This is a genomic window from Waltera acetigignens (assembly GCF_025567015.1).
GTDB classification, from domain to species: domain Bacteria; phylum Bacillota; class Clostridia; order Lachnospirales; family Lachnospiraceae; genus Acetatifactor; species Acetatifactor acetigignens.
Genome location: NZ_JAOQJO010000002.1, coordinates 116,097 through 135,271 on the forward strand (window position 1 = coordinate 116,097; position 19,175 = coordinate 135,271).

At 49.5% G+C, this 19,175-nt stretch carries 16 protein-coding genes; 2 read left to right on the forward strand and 14 right to left on the reverse strand.

The annotated features are described in order from the left end of the window. Positions 1–17 precede the first annotated feature (17 nt). The 9 genes from OCV96_RS03195 to OCV96_RS03235 form a co-directional block, all read right to left on the reverse strand. Positions 18–1,694 carry a hypothetical protein gene (locus tag OCV96_RS03195; protein WP_262593476.1) on the reverse strand — a complete coding sequence of 559 codons (1,677 nt, stop codon included), beginning with the start codon at positions 1,692–1,694 and terminating at the stop codon, positions 18–20. Between the two features lie 34 nt (positions 1,695–1,728). Beyond that, entirely contained in the window at positions 1,729–2,670 is a 942-nt protein-coding gene (locus tag OCV96_RS03200; RefSeq protein ID WP_227731920.1) for a glycosyltransferase family 2 protein, read from the reverse strand. Positions 2,671–2,679: 9 nt separating this feature from the next. Next, a complete protein-coding gene (locus tag OCV96_RS03205; RefSeq protein WP_262593477.1) occupies positions 2,680–3,282 on the reverse strand; it encodes a GNAT family N-acetyltransferase in 603 nt (200 codons plus the stop codon). Between the two features lie 12 nt (positions 3,283–3,294). Beyond that, complete coding sequence (locus OCV96_RS03210) at positions 3,295–4,401, reverse strand: DegT/DnrJ/EryC1/StrS family aminotransferase (RefSeq protein ID WP_262593478.1); 1,107 nt, start codon at positions 4,399–4,401, stop codon at positions 3,295–3,297. A gap of 123 nt (positions 4,402–4,524) precedes the next feature. Further along, positions 4,525–5,250, reverse strand: coding sequence for a glycosyltransferase (locus OCV96_RS03215; protein WP_262593479.1), 726 nt, complete (start codon positions 5,248–5,250; stop codon positions 4,525–4,527). Continuing rightward, the gene (locus OCV96_RS03220; RefSeq protein WP_118537909.1) at positions 5,247–6,206 is read right to left on the reverse strand and encodes a glycosyltransferase; all 960 of its coding nucleotides are present in this window, start codon (positions 6,204–6,206) and stop codon (positions 5,247–5,249) included. Before OCV96_RS03220 ends, OCV96_RS03215 begins: the two co-directional genes overlap by 4 nt. Positions 6,207–6,228: 22 nt before the next feature. Beyond that, positions 6,229–7,359, reverse strand: a complete 1,131-nt coding sequence (locus tag OCV96_RS03225) for an FAD-dependent oxidoreductase (RefSeq protein ID WP_262593480.1) — start codon at positions 7,357–7,359, stop codon at positions 6,229–6,231. Beyond that, positions 7,352–9,076, reverse strand: coding sequence for a DUF6020 family protein (locus tag OCV96_RS03230; RefSeq protein WP_262593481.1), 1,725 nt, complete (start codon positions 9,074–9,076; stop codon positions 7,352–7,354). The genes OCV96_RS03225 and OCV96_RS03230 overlap by 8 nt, the downstream gene beginning before the upstream one ends. 1 nt (position 9,077) lies before the next feature. Beyond that, positions 9,078–10,019, reverse strand: a complete 942-nt coding sequence (locus tag OCV96_RS03235; protein WP_227731906.1) for a glycosyltransferase family 2 protein — start codon at positions 10,017–10,019, stop codon at positions 9,078–9,080. Between the two features lie 228 nt (positions 10,020–10,247). Here OCV96_RS03235 and OCV96_RS03240 point away from each other — a divergent pair, with 228 nt between their 5' ends. Then, positions 10,248–11,954 carry a hypothetical protein gene (locus tag OCV96_RS03240; protein ID WP_262593482.1) on the forward strand — a complete coding sequence of 569 codons (1,707 nt, stop codon included), beginning with the start codon at positions 10,248–10,250 and terminating at the stop codon, positions 11,952–11,954. A 252-nt stretch (positions 11,955–12,206) separates the two neighbouring features. On the opposite strand, the gene OCV96_RS03245 is transcribed toward OCV96_RS03240, so the two are convergent. Beyond that, positions 12,207–13,499 (reverse strand): hypothetical protein, encoded by a 1,293-nt coding sequence (locus OCV96_RS03245; RefSeq protein ID WP_262593483.1) that lies wholly within the window; start codon positions 13,497–13,499, stop codon positions 12,207–12,209. Positions 13,500–13,541: 42 nt separating this feature from the next. Next, a complete protein-coding gene (gene pseC / locus OCV96_RS03250; protein WP_227731901.1) occupies positions 13,542–14,741 on the reverse strand; it encodes a UDP-4-amino-4,6-dideoxy-N-acetyl-beta-L-altrosamine transaminase in 1,200 nt (399 codons plus the stop codon). Positions 14,742–14,932: 191 nt separating this feature from the next. On the opposite strand from pseC, the gene OCV96_RS03255 reads away from it, so the two are divergent. Further along, complete coding sequence (locus OCV96_RS03255) at positions 14,933–16,348, forward strand: SGNH/GDSL hydrolase family protein (RefSeq protein ID WP_227731895.1); 1,416 nt, start codon at positions 14,933–14,935, stop codon at positions 16,346–16,348. Here the strand turns inward: OCV96_RS03255 and OCV96_RS03260 are convergent. The 3 genes from OCV96_RS03260 to OCV96_RS03270 are packed head-to-tail and all read right to left on the reverse strand — an operon-like array spanning position 16,302 to position 19,108. Beyond that, complete coding sequence (locus tag OCV96_RS03260; RefSeq protein ID WP_262593484.1) at positions 16,302–17,624, reverse strand: sugar phosphate nucleotidyltransferase; 1,323 nt, start codon at positions 17,622–17,624, stop codon at positions 16,302–16,304. The genes OCV96_RS03255 and OCV96_RS03260 overlap by 47 nt on opposite strands. Before the next feature lie 12 nt (positions 17,625–17,636). Next, positions 17,637–18,446: a hypothetical protein gene (locus OCV96_RS03265; protein WP_262593485.1), complete on the reverse strand. Its 810-nt coding sequence runs from the start codon at positions 18,444–18,446 to the stop codon at positions 17,637–17,639. Then, entirely contained in the window at positions 18,443–19,108 is a 666-nt protein-coding gene (locus tag OCV96_RS03270) for an ArnT family glycosyltransferase (protein ID WP_262593486.1), read from the reverse strand. Before OCV96_RS03270 ends, OCV96_RS03265 begins: the two co-directional genes overlap by 4 nt. Between the last annotated feature and the right edge of the window lie 67 nt (positions 19,109–19,175).

Genomic DNA, 19,175 nt, shown 5'->3' on the forward strand with positions numbered 1-19,175 from the left:
TATCTTTCGATCTTTTATCAGTATCTCCGGTACAGCACCATATCCGCATCCCTGCCGAGCTCTTCATACCCTGCCGTCCGGCACATTTCATCGATGGCTCCACCGCTCACCGTTGCCAGATAACGACTCTGCAGCTCTGTCAGATGCTCCGTAATATATTCCCGTTCACAGCAGCTGATGCCAAAACCCTTCGGTGCACTGTACAAAAGCTGCCATTTCAGATTCTGATGGCCTTCCGGGGTCTCATCTCCGAAGGTCCAGATCACTACATTCTCATAATTCGGCACCTGTTCTGTATCCATGGCCAGTTTTTCCGAGAAGATTTCCCGCCAGTACTCCACCTGTGCCTGCCGTTCCTCTGTCACATAGGGAATCTGATAGTCATAAGGCTCCACCGCTTTGAAGCTGTACAGATACAGGAAAGCCGCTCCCAGAAGCACCGCTTTCTTATAATATCTGGTCTCCAGCATACTGACGATGAAAATGCCTGCTGCGATAAAGGTCAGGAAATGTTTGCTGCCTTCCACCATTTTGTACATGAGCAAATGTGCGAACAGCATGGCGATGAGGCTCAGGGCAAAATGCACTTCAATAACCAGCTGGTTGTGCAGTTCCCGTTTTCTGTCCTCTGTCAGTGTGTACGGTCCGAACAACGCCTCCCGTACCTTCTTATCCTCCGGCTCCATCGCGATCCGTTCCACCCGCTTCGCCCGGCGCAGTGTGCGGATGTCCAGAAAACTCTGCACCAACAGGATCAGCAGCACCAACAGATAACCGTCAAAAAAGGCTCCGGAAGCCAGACCATTCCGTCCCCCTTCGATACAATGTCTGTAGAATTCCAGTCCTTTCCAGTAAAGTGTTCCGAAAAGGTTGCGGAAGCCCGCGCCGATCCCATCAGTGAAAAAGGTAGTGATCCAGTCCGTATAAAACAGCGGTGTAAAATATTCCGCTCCCAGATAATGTTTGATCAGGGCATAGGTAATTCCCGTTGCCGCTACTATCAGAATCGATCCGATCCACCCTGCCTTTTTATTACGGCAGATCCAGAAATAGCAGGCCAGAGCCAGAAACAGCAGCATATAAGGCCGCATCAGGGTCAGCAGTACCGAGATCACGAACATGGCGATCAGTTTCCCGCGGCTCTCCCTTTTCAGATAGCTCATGGCCAGTCCGTAGAACAGGATCAGCAAGCTGAAGCAGATCACCTCCGGCATACCGGACAGCATATATCTGACAAACAGGGAATACAGGCTGAACAATACCGTCAGGATCCCCAGCTGTTTCCAGGTGGGCTTCACCAGCCAGACAAATACAAACATGGTGATTGTCAGCAGCACGATATTGCAGATCACCGGAGACAGCAGATTCCAGCCGAATAACAGTCCCCACAGGATCCAGGGAAATACCAGCACCGGACTCCATGCTGCAAAGGACAACTGCAGCGCATGACTTTCGTTAAAACCGAAATATCCCCGGGGAAAACCGTAATTTACGATTCCCTCCACCTGCTTGAAATAGAATAATTCGTCGTTCCATTCCGAAGAGGGAAGATACACCTGTCCGATGCTTCTTCCTTCCGCTGCCGTCCGTACCAGACAGCAGAGCAGGGGAAGCAGTGCCATCAGTACCGCTTTCAGCAGTGTCATATAACGTTTGTCCTGTTTCCACCAATCCACAAAACGTTCTTTCTTCATCCGTTTTCCTGTTACCCTTCTGTTTTATTTCGATTTACCGGTCTTCCTCACCCAGATGGATCTTTTCCCGGATCACATACTGGGGAGAATTATTCATGCTGATGTAAATACGTCCCACATATTCCCCGATCAGTCCCAGCATGATCATGATCATGCCGCCGAAAAATACCACGGCTGCCATCAGGGCACTAAAGCCCATGGGCACATTAGGATTCACCAGACGCTTGATAATGGTATAGATTCCATAGAGGAAGCCCATACCGGCACATCCCACACCCAGTGTAGTGGCAATCCGCAGCGGTTTCACCGAGAATGCGGTAAATCCGTTGAACCATAAGCCCAGCAGCTTTTTCAATGTATATCCGGAACTGCCTTCCTCTCTTTCCCTGTGACACACCGCCACATTGGTAATGTTTTTGGTGGCCCGGAGCACCAGTCCAATGACATAGGGGTAGGAATTCTCATAGCGGATCATATCCTCCACCACGAATCTCTTCACTGCAAAATAGCTGGAAATATACAGATCCGCCGGTTTATCCAGCATCATCCGGGTCATCAGCTCATTGACCTTGCTTCCCATATTCCGGAATGCGGAATGCTGTTTATGTTCGTAGCTGGCGTAAACGGCATCGAAACCCTCTTCCAGCTTGCCCAGCAGCTTGTCCACTTCATCCGCCGGTGTCTGTCCGTCATCATCCAGACACACCACGTAATCGCCGTCGGAATGACGAAGTCCCGCCATCAGTGCCGCATGCTGTCCGAAATTCCGGGCAAAGCCGATTCCCTTGATATTGTCATATTTATCACACAGATCCCTTATGGTTCCCATGGTATTGTCCGGGGAAGCATCGTTCACCAGAAAAATATCGTATTCATACTGCGTGAGTTCCTGCATTTTTTCCCGGATCTCCTTCACCACATGGGGTAAGGTATGTTCCGAGCGATAACAGGGGATTACAAAACTTACTTTTTTCATAATTGTGTTCTATTCCTCGTTTTCCTGATCATTTCCGGAATTCACTGCTGCCATCCAGACGATGTCCCGGTAGTCGCCTTCAATACACACATCGTCCCGCAACAGTCCCTCTCTGCGAAATCCCGCTTTTTCATAGCTGCGGATCGCCTGCCCGTTCTCCGACAGAGCCCGCAGATACACTCTGTGCAGCTGTTCTTCCTCGAAGCAGTACCGGAGCATCAGCTTTGCCGCTGCCGTACCGACACCTCTGCCTCTGGCATCGGCCTCTCCGATGAAAATACCGTATTCCGCCTTGTTATGATGTCTGTCAATATCCCGGATATAGACGGATCCCAGTGGCTTGTCGTTTGCCAGATCACAGATGATCATCTGCACCGCATCGCCGGTCTCCACATGGGTCCGGATCCAGTTCTCATGGGACTCTCTGGTAAAAAGAGCCTGATAGATAAAATTTTTCCGCACAGCATCACTGTTGCGCCATGCCACGATCCGGTCGGTATCCTCACGGGTCATCAGCCGTAAATAGATTCCTGCTCCGGTATCCCGGTAAACTCCGGGAATCCGTTCCGGCGCTATCCGCTTTTTTATTTCTGTCCGCATGGTATCCTGCATAATATTCACTCCTTATGCCTGTCTATAGGCATTGCACAGATCGATCACTCTGGCGATCTCATCCTCCCGCATCTCCGGGAACAGCGGCAGGGTCACGCAGTGTGCGGCCAGATATTCCGCATTGGGACAGTCTCCCGGCTGATAGCCCAGATTGGCATAAGCCTTCTGTAAATGGCAGGGTACCGGATAATGCATGTTACATTCCACATCATTTTCTGCCATATACCGGATAAAGTCTTCATGATCCGGCACCGTGATGACAAACAGATGGAAGACCGGAGTGGTGTTCTCCGGATGTCTCTGCATGGTGATCAACGGATTTGTGATCTCCTTCAGATAACGATGTCCGATCTCCTGCCGTCTCTTCGTCCACTCCGGCAGATATTTCAGGCTGACACTCAACACTGCCCCCTGCAGACCTTCCAGCCGATAGTTGTAACCGATCTCATCATGATAATACCGCACATCACAGCCTTGATTCTTCAGACGGTCGATATGCTTATAATATTTTTCTTCCTGACAGGTAACACTGCCGCCCTCACCAAAGGCGTAGAGGTTCTTGCCCGGGTAGAAGCTGAAGCAGGCCAGATCTCCCAGCGTTCCCACATTTCTGTCCTCAAACTTTGCTCCGTGAGCCTGGGCACAATCCTCCACCACAAACAGTCCGTGACGGTCTGCGATCTTGCGGACTCCCGCATAGTCAAAAGGCTGACCGTAGAGGTGAACACCGATAATGCCTTTCGTCTTTTCCGTGATCTTAGCCTCCAGTACAGAAGGATCGATCTCCCAGGTATCCGGTGTACAGTCTGCGAACACCGGTGTGGCTCCCGTATAGCTTACCCCCCATGCAGTTGCTATATAAGTATTGGCCGGAATGATCACTTCATCCCCGGGGCCTACGCCCAATGCCAGCATTGCCAGATGCAAAGCGGAGGTACCGTTGTTGACACCACTGGCAAATTTGCTTCCCACATAGGCGGCAAACTCTTTGTCAAAGGCATCTGCATATTTTCCGCCGGAAAAAGCGGTCTCTTTACATACGTTCTCAATGGCTTTCCGGTAGGCTTCCGCATGCGCCTCCACATCTCTTGTCAGATCGATTCTTTTAATATGTGCCATGGTATTATCCTTCTTTCTTCCGTTTCCGGGGCAAAAGCCCTCAACCTTGATGCCTACGGATTGTTCCGTGCTACGCACTTATGAGCGAGTTCATGTGGGCTTAGACCTTTTTCCCCTGGCATCTTATATATGCTTCTTAATATAAAACTCGTTAAACAATCTTGCAATCTGTACCAGATAATTACAGATCGTCTTAAATACCTTAACAGTAGTATTGTAATCTTCCTGCCACTCCACCGGGTAATCCAGGATCTTCACGCCCCGCTTCTCCGCCCGTAACAGGAATTCGATCATATAGAACCAGCCGTTATCCTGACTGCAGCCCGCAATCAGGGAAAGAGCAGTCTGTCTGCGTACAAAGGTAAAGCCGCAGATGGCATCCGTGGACTTCATCCGCAGGAACAGTTTCAACAGAATCAACAGTCCCTGGGACGTGATCTTGCGATACCATTTTCTTCCCTTTGTATCGGATTCTCTGGCGAAACGGCTGCCGTTAATGTATTCGATCTGAGGCTGTGTTTCAAAAAGATGGATTGCCTCTCCCAGATGTTTGATATTGGTAGACAGATCAATGTCCATATATCCCACCACGTCACCGTGGCTCAATTCCACACCTCTGCGGAAAGCCGCACCGACACCGCGGACATTGATTCTCTCATATCTTACTTTTTCATATTTCTGACAGAGCATCTCCGCGATCTGCGGGGTCTCGTCCTCGGAACCGTTATCCACAATAATGATCTCATAATCTTCAAATGCGATCTTGCGCAGATACTCCACCGTCCGTGTCACACCGCTTTCCAGCCGCAGACGCTCATTTAATACCGGAAAAATTATCGTAAACATCATTTTGTCAGTTTTTCCACTCCTTCTATTACATAACGCTGTCTCTTAAAGCTCATATTCAGAATGACGGACAGGTATTTGAAGATCAATGTCAGCATCACCGACATCATGAAAAATCCAAAAGAAATCAGAGTCATCAGGCTCATCCAGCCTTCCACCGGGCGTACCGTGCTGAAGATGGAATAAACGATCCACCCGAACATGATCACCATGACTGCAAACAGAATACTACTGATCAGCATGGAAAATTTCTCCAGTACATCCGTGAAAATGATCAGCGTATCCAGAGCCAGACTACTGCGGGTATTCCGCTCTTCCCGGTTCCTGGTTCCCTTTGCCATCTCTTTATTGTCATAGACTATGGTCTCCGCCCGCAGTCCGCAGTTCATATACATGGCCTTGCGGTAAGGAATATACGCATTCATCTGGTTCACACGGTTCACTGCCCGTCTGGAAATAATGCGGAAACGTTCCTGACGCAGCTTATGGGTATTACGGCTTCCCAAATTGTACACCGCATAGAAAAGTCTGGAGGTAAATGCTACATCCCGCTTCGGTGCCGCAGCCACCACGTCATAGCCTTCCAATGCCTTATGATAGATATCCATGATCAGGGACGGTTCAAAATCCAGCAGACAACGGTCGAATTCAAAGAGAAAATCTCCAACAGCCAGATCTCTTCCGGCATTCATGGCCATTTCCACCCCCTGATAAAAGCTCAGATTGATCAGGCTCACCACATGGCGGGTATTGCTTTCTTCCAGATACCGGTGGATCTCCTCAATGGTATCATCCATGCAGCAGTCATTCACACAGACGATCTCATATTTTTCAAAATTCTGTTCCATGGTCCCGCAGACAGTCTTCAGGAACTCTCTGATATTTTTTCCATCGTTGTGCAGATACAGCACGCAGGATACGAAATTTTTCTCTTTATTCTGTATTGCTTCTTTCTCCATAATGTTTCCTTTTTCTTCGCGATTAATCTAAAAACGGATCCAGATCATATACGGTATTGATCTTGCCCGATAATACACTGATAAAAACAGGATCTTCGGAAAGAGCCCGGATTACTGTGGGTCTCGAATCGTCGATCTCCGAAGCCTTCAGAATGGGCTTCATGGAAAACAAAGATTTCTCATAGCTGAACGCATACTCTTCCCGCATATATTTCCGTGCCAGTGTGGACATATACTCCCAGGCGCTCTCCGGTCTGCCGGGGCAATCGTTACAGTTCCCCAGAAAACCTCCCTGACAGCAGTTGCCATTCTCTCCCACACAGGGAAACTGTGGTGTCGCATCATAGCTGGTCTTATGAGGAGTAAAGGTTACCGAAGTCAGGGAATGATAACCGGTCTTTCCAAACGGCATAATGGAGAAAAAGGGGCCATCCATTACCGTAAAACCGATATTCCGGATCTTATCGCTGGCTTTGCAGAGAATGATCTCGCACAGTTCATATTTCAGTCCGAAATCCTGAGTCTCTGCGCCCTTTACTTTCCTCAGGATCTGATTCACAGAAGCATAGGTGGCATTCAGGACAAAGGGAGCCCGGTAGACCTCCTGTTTTCCTTCGTGAAGTGCCGTCACCTCATAACAGTCCGTCTGCTTTTCGATCTCCGTGATCTTCCGTCCGAAATGCAGCTTTATGCCGGGATATTTTGCAATCTCCTCCATGAGGTAATCCCGCAAAATATGGGCATCGTACGTATATTCCTCCGTCAGGAACGCTCCATCACACAAGCCAGGCTGAAAATACTCTTCCACCGGAAGAGGTTTGCAGGGGATCCCCGCATCCTGACAGAATTTGCGGAACTCGGCTGCGTCTGTCCAGGAAAAATGGCTGGAAGTCGCGTAGATCTGCTCAAACTTCGTATGAATACAGAAGGAATAGTCCTCCACAAAACGCTTGAAATACCCCGCTGATTTCATAGCGGTGGACAGAGATCTGGGATAATGGTAGCCCATGTGAACTCTGGCCTGATTGATATATGTGGCTCTGGTAAAAGGAGCCTGTTCGATCTCCAGTACCTCTACCTGTTGTCCTCTTTTTCCACAGTACAGGGCCGCGTACAAGCCATACAGTCCCGCACCGATGATCAGTTTATCCATTTTTCCTCCTGCCGGTGACAATCGCCAGTACATAAGGCAGCGCCAGCATCACCGGATATACATATCGCATCTGTACGGTGGGCCCGAACAACATGGTCCCGTAATAGCCTGCCACAATGGCAAGGGGCAGACAGAACCGCTTCCTGTCTACGATCACCAGCACTGCTGCCAGGGCCAGATACAACCACAGATAGCTTCCCGGCACGAAGAGATATTTCAATACCGGAGTCCGCAGATAACTGTTGTTCTCCGCCCAGCTCTCCAGCTGTTCAAAGAGCCACGGCCATTTGCTGTCCTTGTAGATCCCTCTGTCATTCAGCGTGTCTTCTTCCCATCTGGTCTGCACATAGCTTAATCCTGCTCTGCCCTCCACACGGTTCACATCCGCATGGGTCGTATCAAACGGAGACAGGAACCCGGCATTGGTAGCCAGTGCCGCATTGATCATATCTCCCGGATACTGCGTCAGCAGGTGCAGATATACCCGGATAAATTCACCGGAACGGTAGCGTGCCACATAAGTGTTGGTATGTCTTTTGACAGGATCCGCAATTCCGGGATCATAATCCCGATACGCCTCATCCAGAATAAAATCATTGATCAGTGCTTTGTCCGCCGCATCCATGGTATTGTCATCCTCCGCAAGGACGCTGACTCCCCCGTGATAGATCATACAGCGGGATAACTGCTGGATCGGCATGCTCAGCATCTCCCGGCGGTCTCCCTGTTCCGCATGCGTGGCGGAAAATACCGCAGACAGCACAAAAAGCCCTACGCAGAAAGCTGCTCCGCATACCACCAGCAGTCTCCCCCAGAGCTTCCTCGCTTTTTTTCCGAAACAAAAGGTCAGGAATGTAAAAGCCAACAATACGATCATTGCATATTTTCCGTTGTTACGGAATAAGATCATCCCCACGGTTCCCAGGGCAAACAGCAGATCCCGGATCCCGGGCCGCCAGGCATTGCGGTCTTCCCACAGCAGATCTGCGAGACTGACCAGCTGCAACAGCAAAAATGCACTGAATACCGTGTCCTTGGTCATGCTGACACTCATATACCAGTGAAACGGGAAAAACATCCCCAGTAACTGAATGGTCAGCTGCCACCCTGCGGCAGTTTTACGGTGATGCAGTACCAGCATTCCATAAGCCATGCTTCCCGAAAGCAACAGCATCTGTACTGCCGTATAGAATGCCATTCCGGCATTCACACTGCCGAAGATATGACTTCCCAGCCACAGCATCCCCTGCAGAAACAGAGTGTGCACAATGGGGTGATGATCGAAATAATAATGTTCCATGATCTGTCCCGTCTGCACCGGTGCATCATAGGCACAGATTCCGGGATAATATGCCAGATATACCGGCAGCCAGGCCAACAGCAGAAACAACAGACTTCCGAAAAATATCTGCACACCGGAGCGGCGCTGCAGCCAGGCGGAAAGGCGGGCATACCATGCAGCCTGCTTTTTCCCGGTGTCTTCGGCGGTCTGTGCCCGGTTCCAAAGTCGATGCACCACCCAGGTTCCAAGAAATCCCAGAAGGCACCCCAGCACTACCGTCCACAGCAAAGTACTTCCGATGTAGCCTGCCGTCCACAGGATGTTTCCCGCAGATGCCAGGTCTTTTTCTGTTTTTGCAAAAAATACAAACAGACATCCCAGAACACTCAGCAATACAACGCCTTTGCGTCTGGGAAGAATTTTCTTTTCCTGCATATTACAACCCTTTACGCACCTGATGCTCCCCATGGACGCGATTCAGGCGATATTCAAAATCTTTCCGGTCCTTGGCCGCCATGACTTCCAGCATCATACCGGCAAAAAACGACTGGATCCCCGCCAGCAGGATAAAGCCACAGGCGATCAGTGTCGGGAATCTGGGCACCAGACCGGTATTCAGATATTCCAGGAAGACCGGTACGAACAGGATCGCGGAAACAGCGATCAATAACAGGGCCAGCATACCGAAAAAGTGCAGCGGCTTGTAATTTTTGTACAGCTGCATCATTTTACGGATCACACGGAAGCCATCGCTGTAGGTATTCAGCTTGGACTCACTGCCCTGGGGACGATCGCGGTATTCCACCACTACGTTTTCCACCTGCATGTTGTAGTTCACCGCGTGGATCGTCATCTCTGTCTCGATCTCGAATCCCTTGGAAAATACCGGGAACGTCTTTACAAATTCATAGCTGAAAGCGCGATAACCGGTCATGATATCCTTAATGTTGGCATGAAACAGGCTGTTGATCCCCGCCCGCATCAGACTGTTGCCGAAATTGTGGAACGGGCGCTTGTTCTCCGTAAAATAAGTAGAGGATAGCCGGTCTCCCACCACCATATCCGCCTGGTGCTGCAATACCCTGTCTACCATCTCCTGTGCGCAATCCAGCGGATATGTGTCATCTCCGTCGATCATCAGGTAACATTCCGCATCGATCTCACGGAACATCCGGCGTATTACATTTCCCTTTCCCTGTGCATATTCATAGCGTACGATTGCTCCTGCCTCCGTAGCCAGCTCCACAGTGCGGTCGGTGGAATTGTTATCATATACATAGGTCACTGCCTGGGGCAGGAACTTTTTCACATCCGACACCACCTTGGCGATGGTCTTTTCCTCGTTATAGCAGGGAATCAATACCGCAATTTTATCCATTTTCCATTCCTCGTATTTCATTTTATCATTCAGAGCATCACATAAATTTGCAAAACCGCCTGATAAATCAGGCTTTCCTTTTGCATATATAAAACTATTGTACCACGCTTATTGATTTACAGCCACTGTTTTTTTATGCTATAATCAAGCGTGAAAATGCAGCGCTCAAAAGTTCCGGAAGACTTCCAGTCTCTCGCCGGTGCTTGCTGGCAAGAAAGGACTTTTCCCATGCAAAAGTTTTATCGTCTGTCTGTAAATATCGTAAAGATCCTGACACTGCTGCTGGCAGTTTTTCTGTTTATTGGCAGCTTTCTCACTACCTGTTATGCCGAAAACATGGAGACCCAGCAGGTGCTTCTGCGCTTTGACAATCCCTTGTGGAATCTGCTGGAGCTTGCCGGATACGGGCTTTTATTTGCCTGTTGTCTGTCTCTGTCCGGCAAGGCCGGTGCAAAATTCCGCCGCGGGCTGCTTGTTTTTACTCTGGGGCTGATCCTGCTTCTGGGTGGGATGCTCATCGTCTTCGGCCGCACAGTTCCTGCTGCGGACGCCTTATCTGTATACAATGCTGCCGCTGAATGGATCCTTGGAAATAAAGATATTATCCACCCCACCTTCTCTTATCTGTCCTATTATCCACAGCAGATCGGCCTGATGGCCTTTCTGGAGCTGCTGCTCCGCCTGTGGAATCTCACCGGGCTGAGCGCTCCCGCCTGGCATTTTGTCAAGCTGGTCTATGTCTGCCTGCTGTGCGTGGCCGTTCTGTTCCAGTACCGTTCCCTGCGCTATCTGTGGCCGGATGATTGGGAACCGGTCTCCTGCTGTTATCTGATTCTGGTATGCTGTAACCTGCCTATGATCCTGTACAGTTCCTTCGTCTATGGCGAGATCCCTTCCTTCGCAATGCTTTCTGTGGGACTATTTCTTCTGTTAAAGCTGTTGGCAGACTGTATTCCGGCACATTCCGTGGAGACCACTTCCCCGGACGACACCAGCGTCGTGGGTACTTCCCACGCATTATCCGCAGTTACGGTCTTTACCGCCCTTGGCAGTATCCTGTTCCTTACTTTAAGTGTGATGCTGCGCAAGAACTCCCTGATCCTCATTATTGCTGTGCTGCTGGTGCTGTTCTTCGAAGCGCTGCGTCCGGGACGCAGCGGCAGGGCGTGCATCGGCCTGATGGCTATGGCAGTCTGTCTTACCATTACCTCCGTGGGAGTCCTGCCGCTGGTGCAGAAGTGCTACGAGAAAAAAGCCGGCAATACCTTAAGTTCCGGTGTCACCGCCATGTCCTATTTTGCCATGGGGATGCAGGAATCTTCCCGGGGATGCGGCTGGTACAACGGCTTCAATATCGATACCTATGATGCTGCCGGGATGAATTCCGACGCAGCCAATGCAATCAGCCGGGCGGCGATCAACGAGCGTATAGCCTATTTCCGGGATCATCCCGGCTATGCCGTGAACTTCTATCTCCACAAGCATCTGTCTCAATGGGCAGACGGTACTTATGCCAGCCGGCAGGCCACTCTGGCCACCTACGGTGGGCGAAGCGACTTTTTGAAGGAAGTCTATGAAGGTTCTCTTGCCTCTGCTTATATCGAATGGGGCAATGCCTGGCAGAATGTGTTGTATCTGGGCATGCTGTTGTTCTGTATTGCTACAGCCAGAAAGCGCCGTCCCGGCAATGGCTCCGCGAATGCCGCAGTCAACGACGATTTCCGTTTCCGCAACATCTGCCTCTACACCTATACGGGACTGATCGCCGTGCTGGGCGGTTTCCTGTTCCACACGATCTGGGAAGCCAATTCCCGCTATATTTTCGTGTACAGCCTGCTGCTGATGCCTTACTGTGCCGCCGGGATCCATGATGGACTGGTGCGTCTGGCAGCATGGCGCAGCAACAGAACGCTGACACGTCACTCAAATTCATAAAAGCAAAAAACTCCCGTGAATCGAATAAAATAACATTCCATTCGGTTCACGGGAGTTCTCGTTTGTATTTTAAACCTCAAAATTCACAAATAAAATACAAAAATATGTTTTTTCAAGCCTAAAAAAATTATTATTTTCGTTAATAAAATATTTTGAACAAATTTCGTACAAAAAATCCTATCTTACAATACTTTTTGTACGAGAATGCTTATAAACGGCTTATTTACGAAAATCCTACGGAAACAGTATTTTCTAATAATACATGGCACCCTGTAAAAAGCCCCAGAAGTAATACAGGCCACACACCAGATGCCACAGATAGGCCAGCCATTGTATCGCAGCCAGTCCCTTTTTCTTCTTCGTATCCGCCTTTCCGGTAGCCCGCAGCAATACCAACAGTGCTCCCACAAATGCAAAAAAGATACCGTACATATATCCCCAGGAAAAGTTAAAATCCATCTCCCGGAATCCCTTCTCGTACAGGCAAAACGCCATCAGAAAACTCATACCGTAAATCTGCCAGGAGAAGCGGTAAATGCTGTCTCTGCACAACTCCTTATAGTTCAACAGAAGCACCAGGATCGGGAAACCGACAGCCAGACCGATAGCCAGCGGAAGATTACCGCAATACTGCAGCCACACATGTCCCAGCGTAAAACCGATGCCGCCTTCCTGTCCCTCCTGCGGGACGAACACACCGCGGAACTGGTACAACAGATCCGCAAAAGTAGGAAGGAAGCATACTCCCAGCCAAATGGTGGGCATGAAGTTCCGGAATTTGCTGTGGAACATTCTCCACAGCATCAGAATTCCCGCGGCCCCCACCAGTACGATCGTAAAGCTCGGCTTCGCCATCGTTGCCAGTAACAGATACACAGAAAAGAGGATATAATCTCTTCCATACTCCTTGTGGGCATTGTCCTGTTCATACAGAGGCATCAGCTCTGCATACTTGAAAAATGCCAGGATTGCAAAGGGTCGTGCCGCCATATAAGTAGCATTATGGAAAGGATTTGCCGTAAATACTCCCAGATACTTGTACTTGATCCCCGGCAGATAGATTCCCGTTGGCGGATATACCATGGATACGAAAAACAGGGATACCGCTACCGTTCCTGTGAGTACGCCGGGAAGCCAGGCTTTCCCGGGCATGGCTTTACGCAACTCCGCCCCCACGTGCCTGTCCAGCATTATTTTCAGGGCGATCATCGCTACGCTGTTCAGCAACATCGTTGCCAGCGCCATGGCCAGTTCCGTTCCGGTGGGCAGACTGCCTGTGACCAGATGGATCACTGCCGCCAGCTTGAAGAGGATCGGATAGGGAAAGCTGTAACCGCTGTCCAGTCCCTGCATTTCCAGAATGTATGCCTTCATATCGGAATGATACAGTCCCGTCCCCAACATACTTTCCACGCACTGCCGGTAAAACAGCCAGAGAGTAACCGCCGAAGCAATCCCCACCAGTACGGCAAACACAACGATCTCTATGAAATTTTCGACATTATTTCTTTTTCCCGTACTGTTTTCTGCTGTTTTCTGTCTCATGCCGCCTTTTCCCGCTATCCGTCCAGGTTTCACAGTCGGATCCTATTTCAGCTTCGTGTAATATGCTACCACTTTTTTCACCGCATGGATCACATCTTCCACGTCTTCGTCGGTCAATCCGTAGTACAGAGGAATACTCATGACTTCGTTGTAGTATTTCTCCGCATTCGGGCACAGCCCTTTTTCATAACCCAGTTTTTCATAATAAGAGTGCCAGTATACCGGCAGATAATGTACCTGTGGGCAGGTATTCTCTGCATACAGCGCGTCAAAGAACTGCCGTCTGTCGCAGTTCAGATTCTCCAGATTCAGATGCAGTACATACAGATGCCAGGTCGTGTCAGACTCCGGGATCTCCTTCTGTGGAATCAGTTCCGGCATGTCTGCGAAGGCTTCGTTGTAGCGTTTGCGGATCTGTTTTCTGCGTTCAGAGAACCGTGTCAGCTTCTTCAGCTGACTCAACAGCAATGCAGCCTGAAATTCAGTCATTCGATAGTTAAAGCCCAATTCCACCTGCTCGTTATACCAGCGTGCGTCGGTAGGATGTACCATCTCTTCCGGATCTCTGGTAATGCCATGCGTACGCAGACGCAGCAAATGGCGATACAGCTTTTCATCATTGGTAGTAATAGCACCACCCTCTCCCGCAGTCACCGTTTTCACCGGATGAAAACTAAAGCAGGTCATATCCGCCAGACTTCCCACCGGCTTTCCCTTATAGGTTGTCCCAATCGCATGGGCTGCATCCTCGATCAGGAGCAGGTTATGCTCCTTGCAGATCTCTCTGATCTCATCCAGTTCCACAGCCTGTCCGGTGAAATCCACTGCGACAACCGCCTTGGTCCTGGGGGTGATCAGCTTCCGAATGGATGCCGGATCAATATTATAAGTCTCCGGGTTAATATCCGCAAAGACCGGCTTTGCACCGGCATATAATACACAGTTGGAAGAAGCCGCAAATGTAATGGAGCTTACGATAACCTCATCCCCTTCGCCAAAACCAGCGGCCAGAGCCGCCAGATGCAGGGCTGCCGTTCCGTTGCATACTGCCACTGCATATTTTGCATGTGTGATCTCACACAAGTGCTTCTCCAGATCGCTGACCTGCGGTCCGCTGGTGATCACATCTGCAGTCAATACTTTGGTCACCGCCTCGACATCTTCCTGATCAATATACTGTCGTCCGTAGAATATAGGCTTCTCACGGACCGGTTTCCCTCCAAAAACAGCTAATTCTTCCATAAATATCCTCCTGTCTGATCCTTTTCGGCATCTATGTTTAAAAATACTTCCATTTGTCAACTCAACTTACTAATTTTATCATACTGAAGGAAGAAAAACAACAATGGTGTTGGCATCCACCGCTTTGCTGCGGTATAATAAAACCGTTATAAATCCATACTTACTGTTCACAGAAAGGATCTCTTCGCCTTATGAGTTCAAATACGAAAAAGAAAATAAAATCATGGAAACTCTTTTCCGGTATCGTTATTGTAGTTCTGCTGCTTGCCGTAACAGCCGCCGGAATTCTCTATGTGAAAATATATGAACCCGGAAAACGTTCCGCCGATCTTGGACGCCTGCAGCAGGAATCCTATCAGGGGGTCTTCTGCTCCATGTATGCGCCGGAAGCTTTCCCGGAAGACATTTACTCTACCTATATGGGTTACGATGCTGTCAGCTGTTCCCATCGCCTGACTTCCTTTTCCGATATCTCCGATTATCTGGAAACTGCTTTTTCCTCCGGAAATGAGGTCACTCACGTATTGCTCATTTTGGACCCCTTACTGCTGTGGAACAGCAATTTCCATAATAACAGTCGATTTTATGCCTCTTTCGATGAGGACCTTTTGGCATATGTCGATTCTTATTCCGGTGTTGAATTTACCATAGTATTCTCCTGTCCTTCTCTGGAATACTGGCAGGCCCACAGCAGTGACACCGAAACCTACGAAAATCTGGTGCAGGTTCTGGCAGCTCCCCTGTCTGTCCGGGAAAATGTCTCTCTGTTCTTCCCCGGCGGAGAAGAATGGCTGATCTCCAATCCTGATGCCTATGACACTCCTCTGGAATTAAATGCTGTCGCTGCCCGCTCCGTCATGCTGCTGGTATTGAGCGGCACCTTGCAATACCATGGTATAGATGCCGATAACTCCAGTCTGACACAGTTTGATACCCTGGTGCAGGCAGCCATTAATGCCCCTGCTTCCTACTCCGATCTGTCCGATTATGACATCGTCTTTTTCGGTGACAGTGTATTCGGAAACTATCAGGATTTTGCCTCCATCCCCGGCATTATCGGTGCCCTGACGAAAGCCTCCGTTCACAACCGTGCCATCGGAGGTTCCTCCGCCACACAATTGACCCCCGATGACAAATCCTTCCCCAGTGCCGTACAGCGCTTTTTATCGGAAGATACTGCCGAAATCTCCGGGGAGAAAAAACTTTGTTTCGTAATCAATTACGGATTGAATGACTATTTTACGGGATATACTGTGGAGCAATACCGTGACGGTCTGCAAGCAGGGGTGCAATCTCTGCAGGATGCTTACCCGGATGCTGAAATTCTGATCGCTTCCTCGAATTTCATTACAGCGTTCGCCAACGGTACCGCTTTCAACAATGATCTGAATGAAATTCTGAACGATTATGTGACCGGTGCCGAAGAAACCGCGGCGGCCATGAACGTTTTCTTTCTCAATACCAACGAGGCATTGCAATGGAATCCCCAAAATGCTGCCTGCTATCTGGTGGATGCCGTTCATCCCAACGAAGAGGGACGTTTCCTGTTTGGCACAGCAATTATAAAGGCTTTAGATGAGGATATTTTTTCTTATCCTGTACACTGATATCTTTTCCCAGCTGTACTTCGATCACCTGGAGTTCCGTGTCTGCCAGAAGCATATGCCGGCATCCCGCCGGCATCCGCAGCACATCACCGGCCTTTACTCTGCGTTCCTCACCATCTATCACTGCCCGGCCTTCTCCGTAGATCACCGTCCATACCTCATCCCGGAATTCATGGCTGTGATAATTCATCTTATGTCCGGGATTCAATGTCACTTTGATCGTCAGACTTTCCTTTTCCACATCCATGATCCGGAAGCTTCCCCAGGATTTTTCTGCGAACATGACCTGCTGGGTAAAACTGCTCACATATGGTTTGATATAGCTGGACTGCTCTTTGTCCGATACCAGAATCCCCTCGGGGCTGGCCGCCACGACAATATCCTGCAATCCCATGCACAGCACCGGCATATCCAGCTCATTCACCACATGGACATTCCGGCAGGTCTCATTGAGCACCGCCTCCCCGACGCATGCACTGTCCATGGCTTCCGTCAGGGTGTTCCAGGTACCCAGATCCTTCCAGGTTCCGGCAAAACGCATGACCTCGATCTCAGGTTCCTTCTCTACTACCGCATAGTCGAAACTGATCTTCTGTAGGGTTTCATATTTTGCCAGCAAATCTTCATAATCGGTAAACTCTATAAGTTCATGAGCTTTCTGCAATACATAATTCAAGCGGAAGGCAAACACTCCGCCGTTCCACAGCGCTCCCTGTCTGATATATTCCGCTGCCTGCTCCTTGTCCGGTTTCTCTTTAAACATTTCCACCGGGCTGATATTTTCCGCTGTTTTCGGAATGATATAGCCATATTTTTCGCTGGGATACGTCGGTTCCATACCCATCAGCACCAGGTGGGCCGCACTCTGTGCCGCACGCTCCTCCAGCCGCTGCAAAGCTTCGAAATAATCCTTTTCCACGTACGGATCCACCGGACATACGATCACCGGCTCTTCTCCTGTCACTCCCTGCACATCCTGCAGATATGCCACCGCCAGTGCAATCGCCGGGAAGGTGTCTCTTCTGCAGGGCTCCATGCTGATACCGACATTTTCTCCCAGCTGGTTGTGGATGGAAGAGATCTGTGCCTTGGATGTGGCAATCGTGATCTTTGCCTCCGGATCCGCCTCCCGGATCTGCCGGTATACTCGCTGCACCATGGACTCCAGGCCGCCGTCTTCCGTATGGAATATTTTGATAAACTGCTTGGAACGGATCCCGTTGGACAGGGGCCACAGCCGCTGTCCGGAACCGCCCGATAAAAGTATGATATTCATAAGCGTCCTCTCTTAATTCTGTACGGTAAGCAGCAGATAATCTCCTACCGTATCCACTACATCATAGGAAAAATCAATGTATTGCAGATCTCCCTGATACAATACCAGCAGGCCGTCTCCCACCATCTCCACCAGTTCTGCTGCCTGTTGTTCTGGATAGATGTAGTGATACCGGTCCGCATAAGCCGGAAGCTCTCTTCCGTTGGAGACATTACTCTTCCCCTGATAATACTGTGCGTCTATCTTACAGACATACTGGGTCAGGATTTCCGTGGCATCCCGGTTGAACTGCCAGCCCAGATTGCCGGTGATGTACAGACTTTCGTATTCCTCCAGAGAATCCGCTTCCGCCACCGCCTCCATGAAATCTTTGTTATAGTACTCTCTGCTTTCTTCCGCATAGGTAGTAAAATAAGTCCCGAAGAACAGAATACTGCTGATTCCATAGGCAGCTACGACCACCGGCCACAGCTTTTTCCACTTCCGAACCGCCAGACCGATTCCGTAGGCACATAACAGGATGATCGGATAGAAAATAATATTCACACGGTTAATGTTAACTTCATAAGTGATCAGGCCGACCCAGATTCCGGTGACCAGGAAGCCCCATAATGCCAGCATCCGTGTCTGTTTTTCAATGTTTTTCTCCCGGAAGAGCTGTATGGTAAATACAATGATCCCCGCAAAGACAAACGGGATCGACACATGATACAACGGGCCAAAAGCCGGAATCGAATTGAAGAAAATATCCGGCAGCTGCAGGAATACATGGCTGAACAGAGCCCAGGCATTTTTCCCCAGCTGTGCAAAGGAAAAGTTCAAAAGCGGAATTTCAGCCGGCGCTTCCACAGGCACCATATGAAGAATACAAAAAGAAATGCAGTTACGGAATAGGCAGCGATACCGTAACAGTAAAATGTCAGTCCGAAAAAGACCATGGACAAGTATAAATAGCGTCGTTTTTCCAATCCAAGAAGCAGTAAATAAAATCCCAACAGGAAAATATGCGGGAAGAGATTGCAATCCAGCGACCAGCGGCTCTGCATAAACTGCCAGGGATTCACAGCGGTCAGCAGCATTGCCACCAGGGCGATCCGTTCAGAGAATAATTTCCTGCCCACAAGATATACCAATGCCACCGCGCCAGAGGAGATCAGTACCATCGGCAGACGCACCGTTACCGTGTTGAATCCGAACAGTTTGATAAAGGGGACCATGCAATAAGCAAGGAGAACGCTCATCTGACTGTATCTCCAGGCAGTAAAATGAACCGGCAGAAAAGTACCATATCTGTCGGTTCCGTATTTTGATAATGCCCAGGCATCCACCGCTCCCATGGCCTCGTCCTGGTTGATACCGTCCGGCACTGTGGCAAAACGGATGCAACGCAGGATCATGGCAAGTGCGAGGATGCTCCAGAAGAAAATTTTTCTGTTTTTACTGTTCCAAAGACCGGTGGAAGTATCCTGTGTCATAGTATTCATAATCGTACGATACCTTTCGATGTTCTCTTTCAGGCCTCCTGCGTCATTTTTTCCGCCGCATATGGCC

Coding starts and splice junctions, on each gene's coding strand:
- OCV96_RS03195 (WP_262593476.1), bottom strand. CDS start 1,694: ATGAAGAAAGAACGTTTTGTGGATTGGTGGAAACAGGACAAACGTTAT.
- OCV96_RS03200 (WP_227731920.1), bottom strand. CDS start 2,670: ATGAAAAAAGTAAGTTTTGTAATCCCCTGTTATCGCTCGGAACATACC.
- OCV96_RS03205 (WP_262593477.1), bottom strand. CDS start 3,282: ATGCAGGATACCATGCGGACAGAAATAAAAAAGCGGATAGCGCCGGAA.
- OCV96_RS03210 (WP_262593478.1), bottom strand. CDS start 4,401: ATGGCACATATTAAAAGAATCGATCTGACAAGAGATGTGGAGGCGCAT.
- OCV96_RS03215 (WP_262593479.1), bottom strand. CDS start 5,250: ATGATGTTTACGATAATTTTTCCGGTATTAAATGAGCGTCTGCGGCTG.
- OCV96_RS03220 (WP_118537909.1), bottom strand. CDS start 6,206: ATGGAGAAAGAAGCAATACAGAATAAAGAGAAAAATTTCGTATCCTGC.
- OCV96_RS03225 (WP_262593480.1), bottom strand. CDS start 7,359: ATGGATAAACTGATCATCGGTGCGGGACTGTATGGCTTGTACGCGGCC.
- OCV96_RS03230 (WP_262593481.1), bottom strand. CDS start 9,076: ATGCAGGAAAAGAAAATTCTTCCCAGACGCAAAGGCGTTGTATTGCTG.
- OCV96_RS03235 (WP_227731906.1), bottom strand. CDS start 10,019: ATGGATAAAATTGCGGTATTGATTCCCTGCTATAACGAGGAAAAGACC.
- OCV96_RS03240 (WP_262593482.1), top strand. CDS start 10,248: ATGCAAAAGTTTTATCGTCTGTCTGTAAATATCGTAAAGATCCTGACA.
- OCV96_RS03245 (WP_262593483.1), bottom strand. CDS start 13,499: ATGAGACAGAAAACAGCAGAAAACAGTACGGGAAAAAGAAATAATGTC.
- pseC (WP_227731901.1), bottom strand. CDS start 14,741: ATGGAAGAATTAGCTGTTTTTGGAGGGAAACCGGTCCGTGAGAAGCCT.
- OCV96_RS03255 (WP_227731895.1), top strand. CDS start 14,933: ATGAGTTCAAATACGAAAAAGAAAATAAAATCATGGAAACTCTTTTCC.
- OCV96_RS03260 (WP_262593484.1), bottom strand. CDS start 17,624: ATGAATATCATACTTTTATCGGGCGGTTCCGGACAGCGGCTGTGGCCC.
- OCV96_RS03270 (WP_262593486.1), bottom strand. CDS start 19,108: ATGAATACTATGACACAGGATACTTCCACCGGTCTTTGGAACAGTAAA.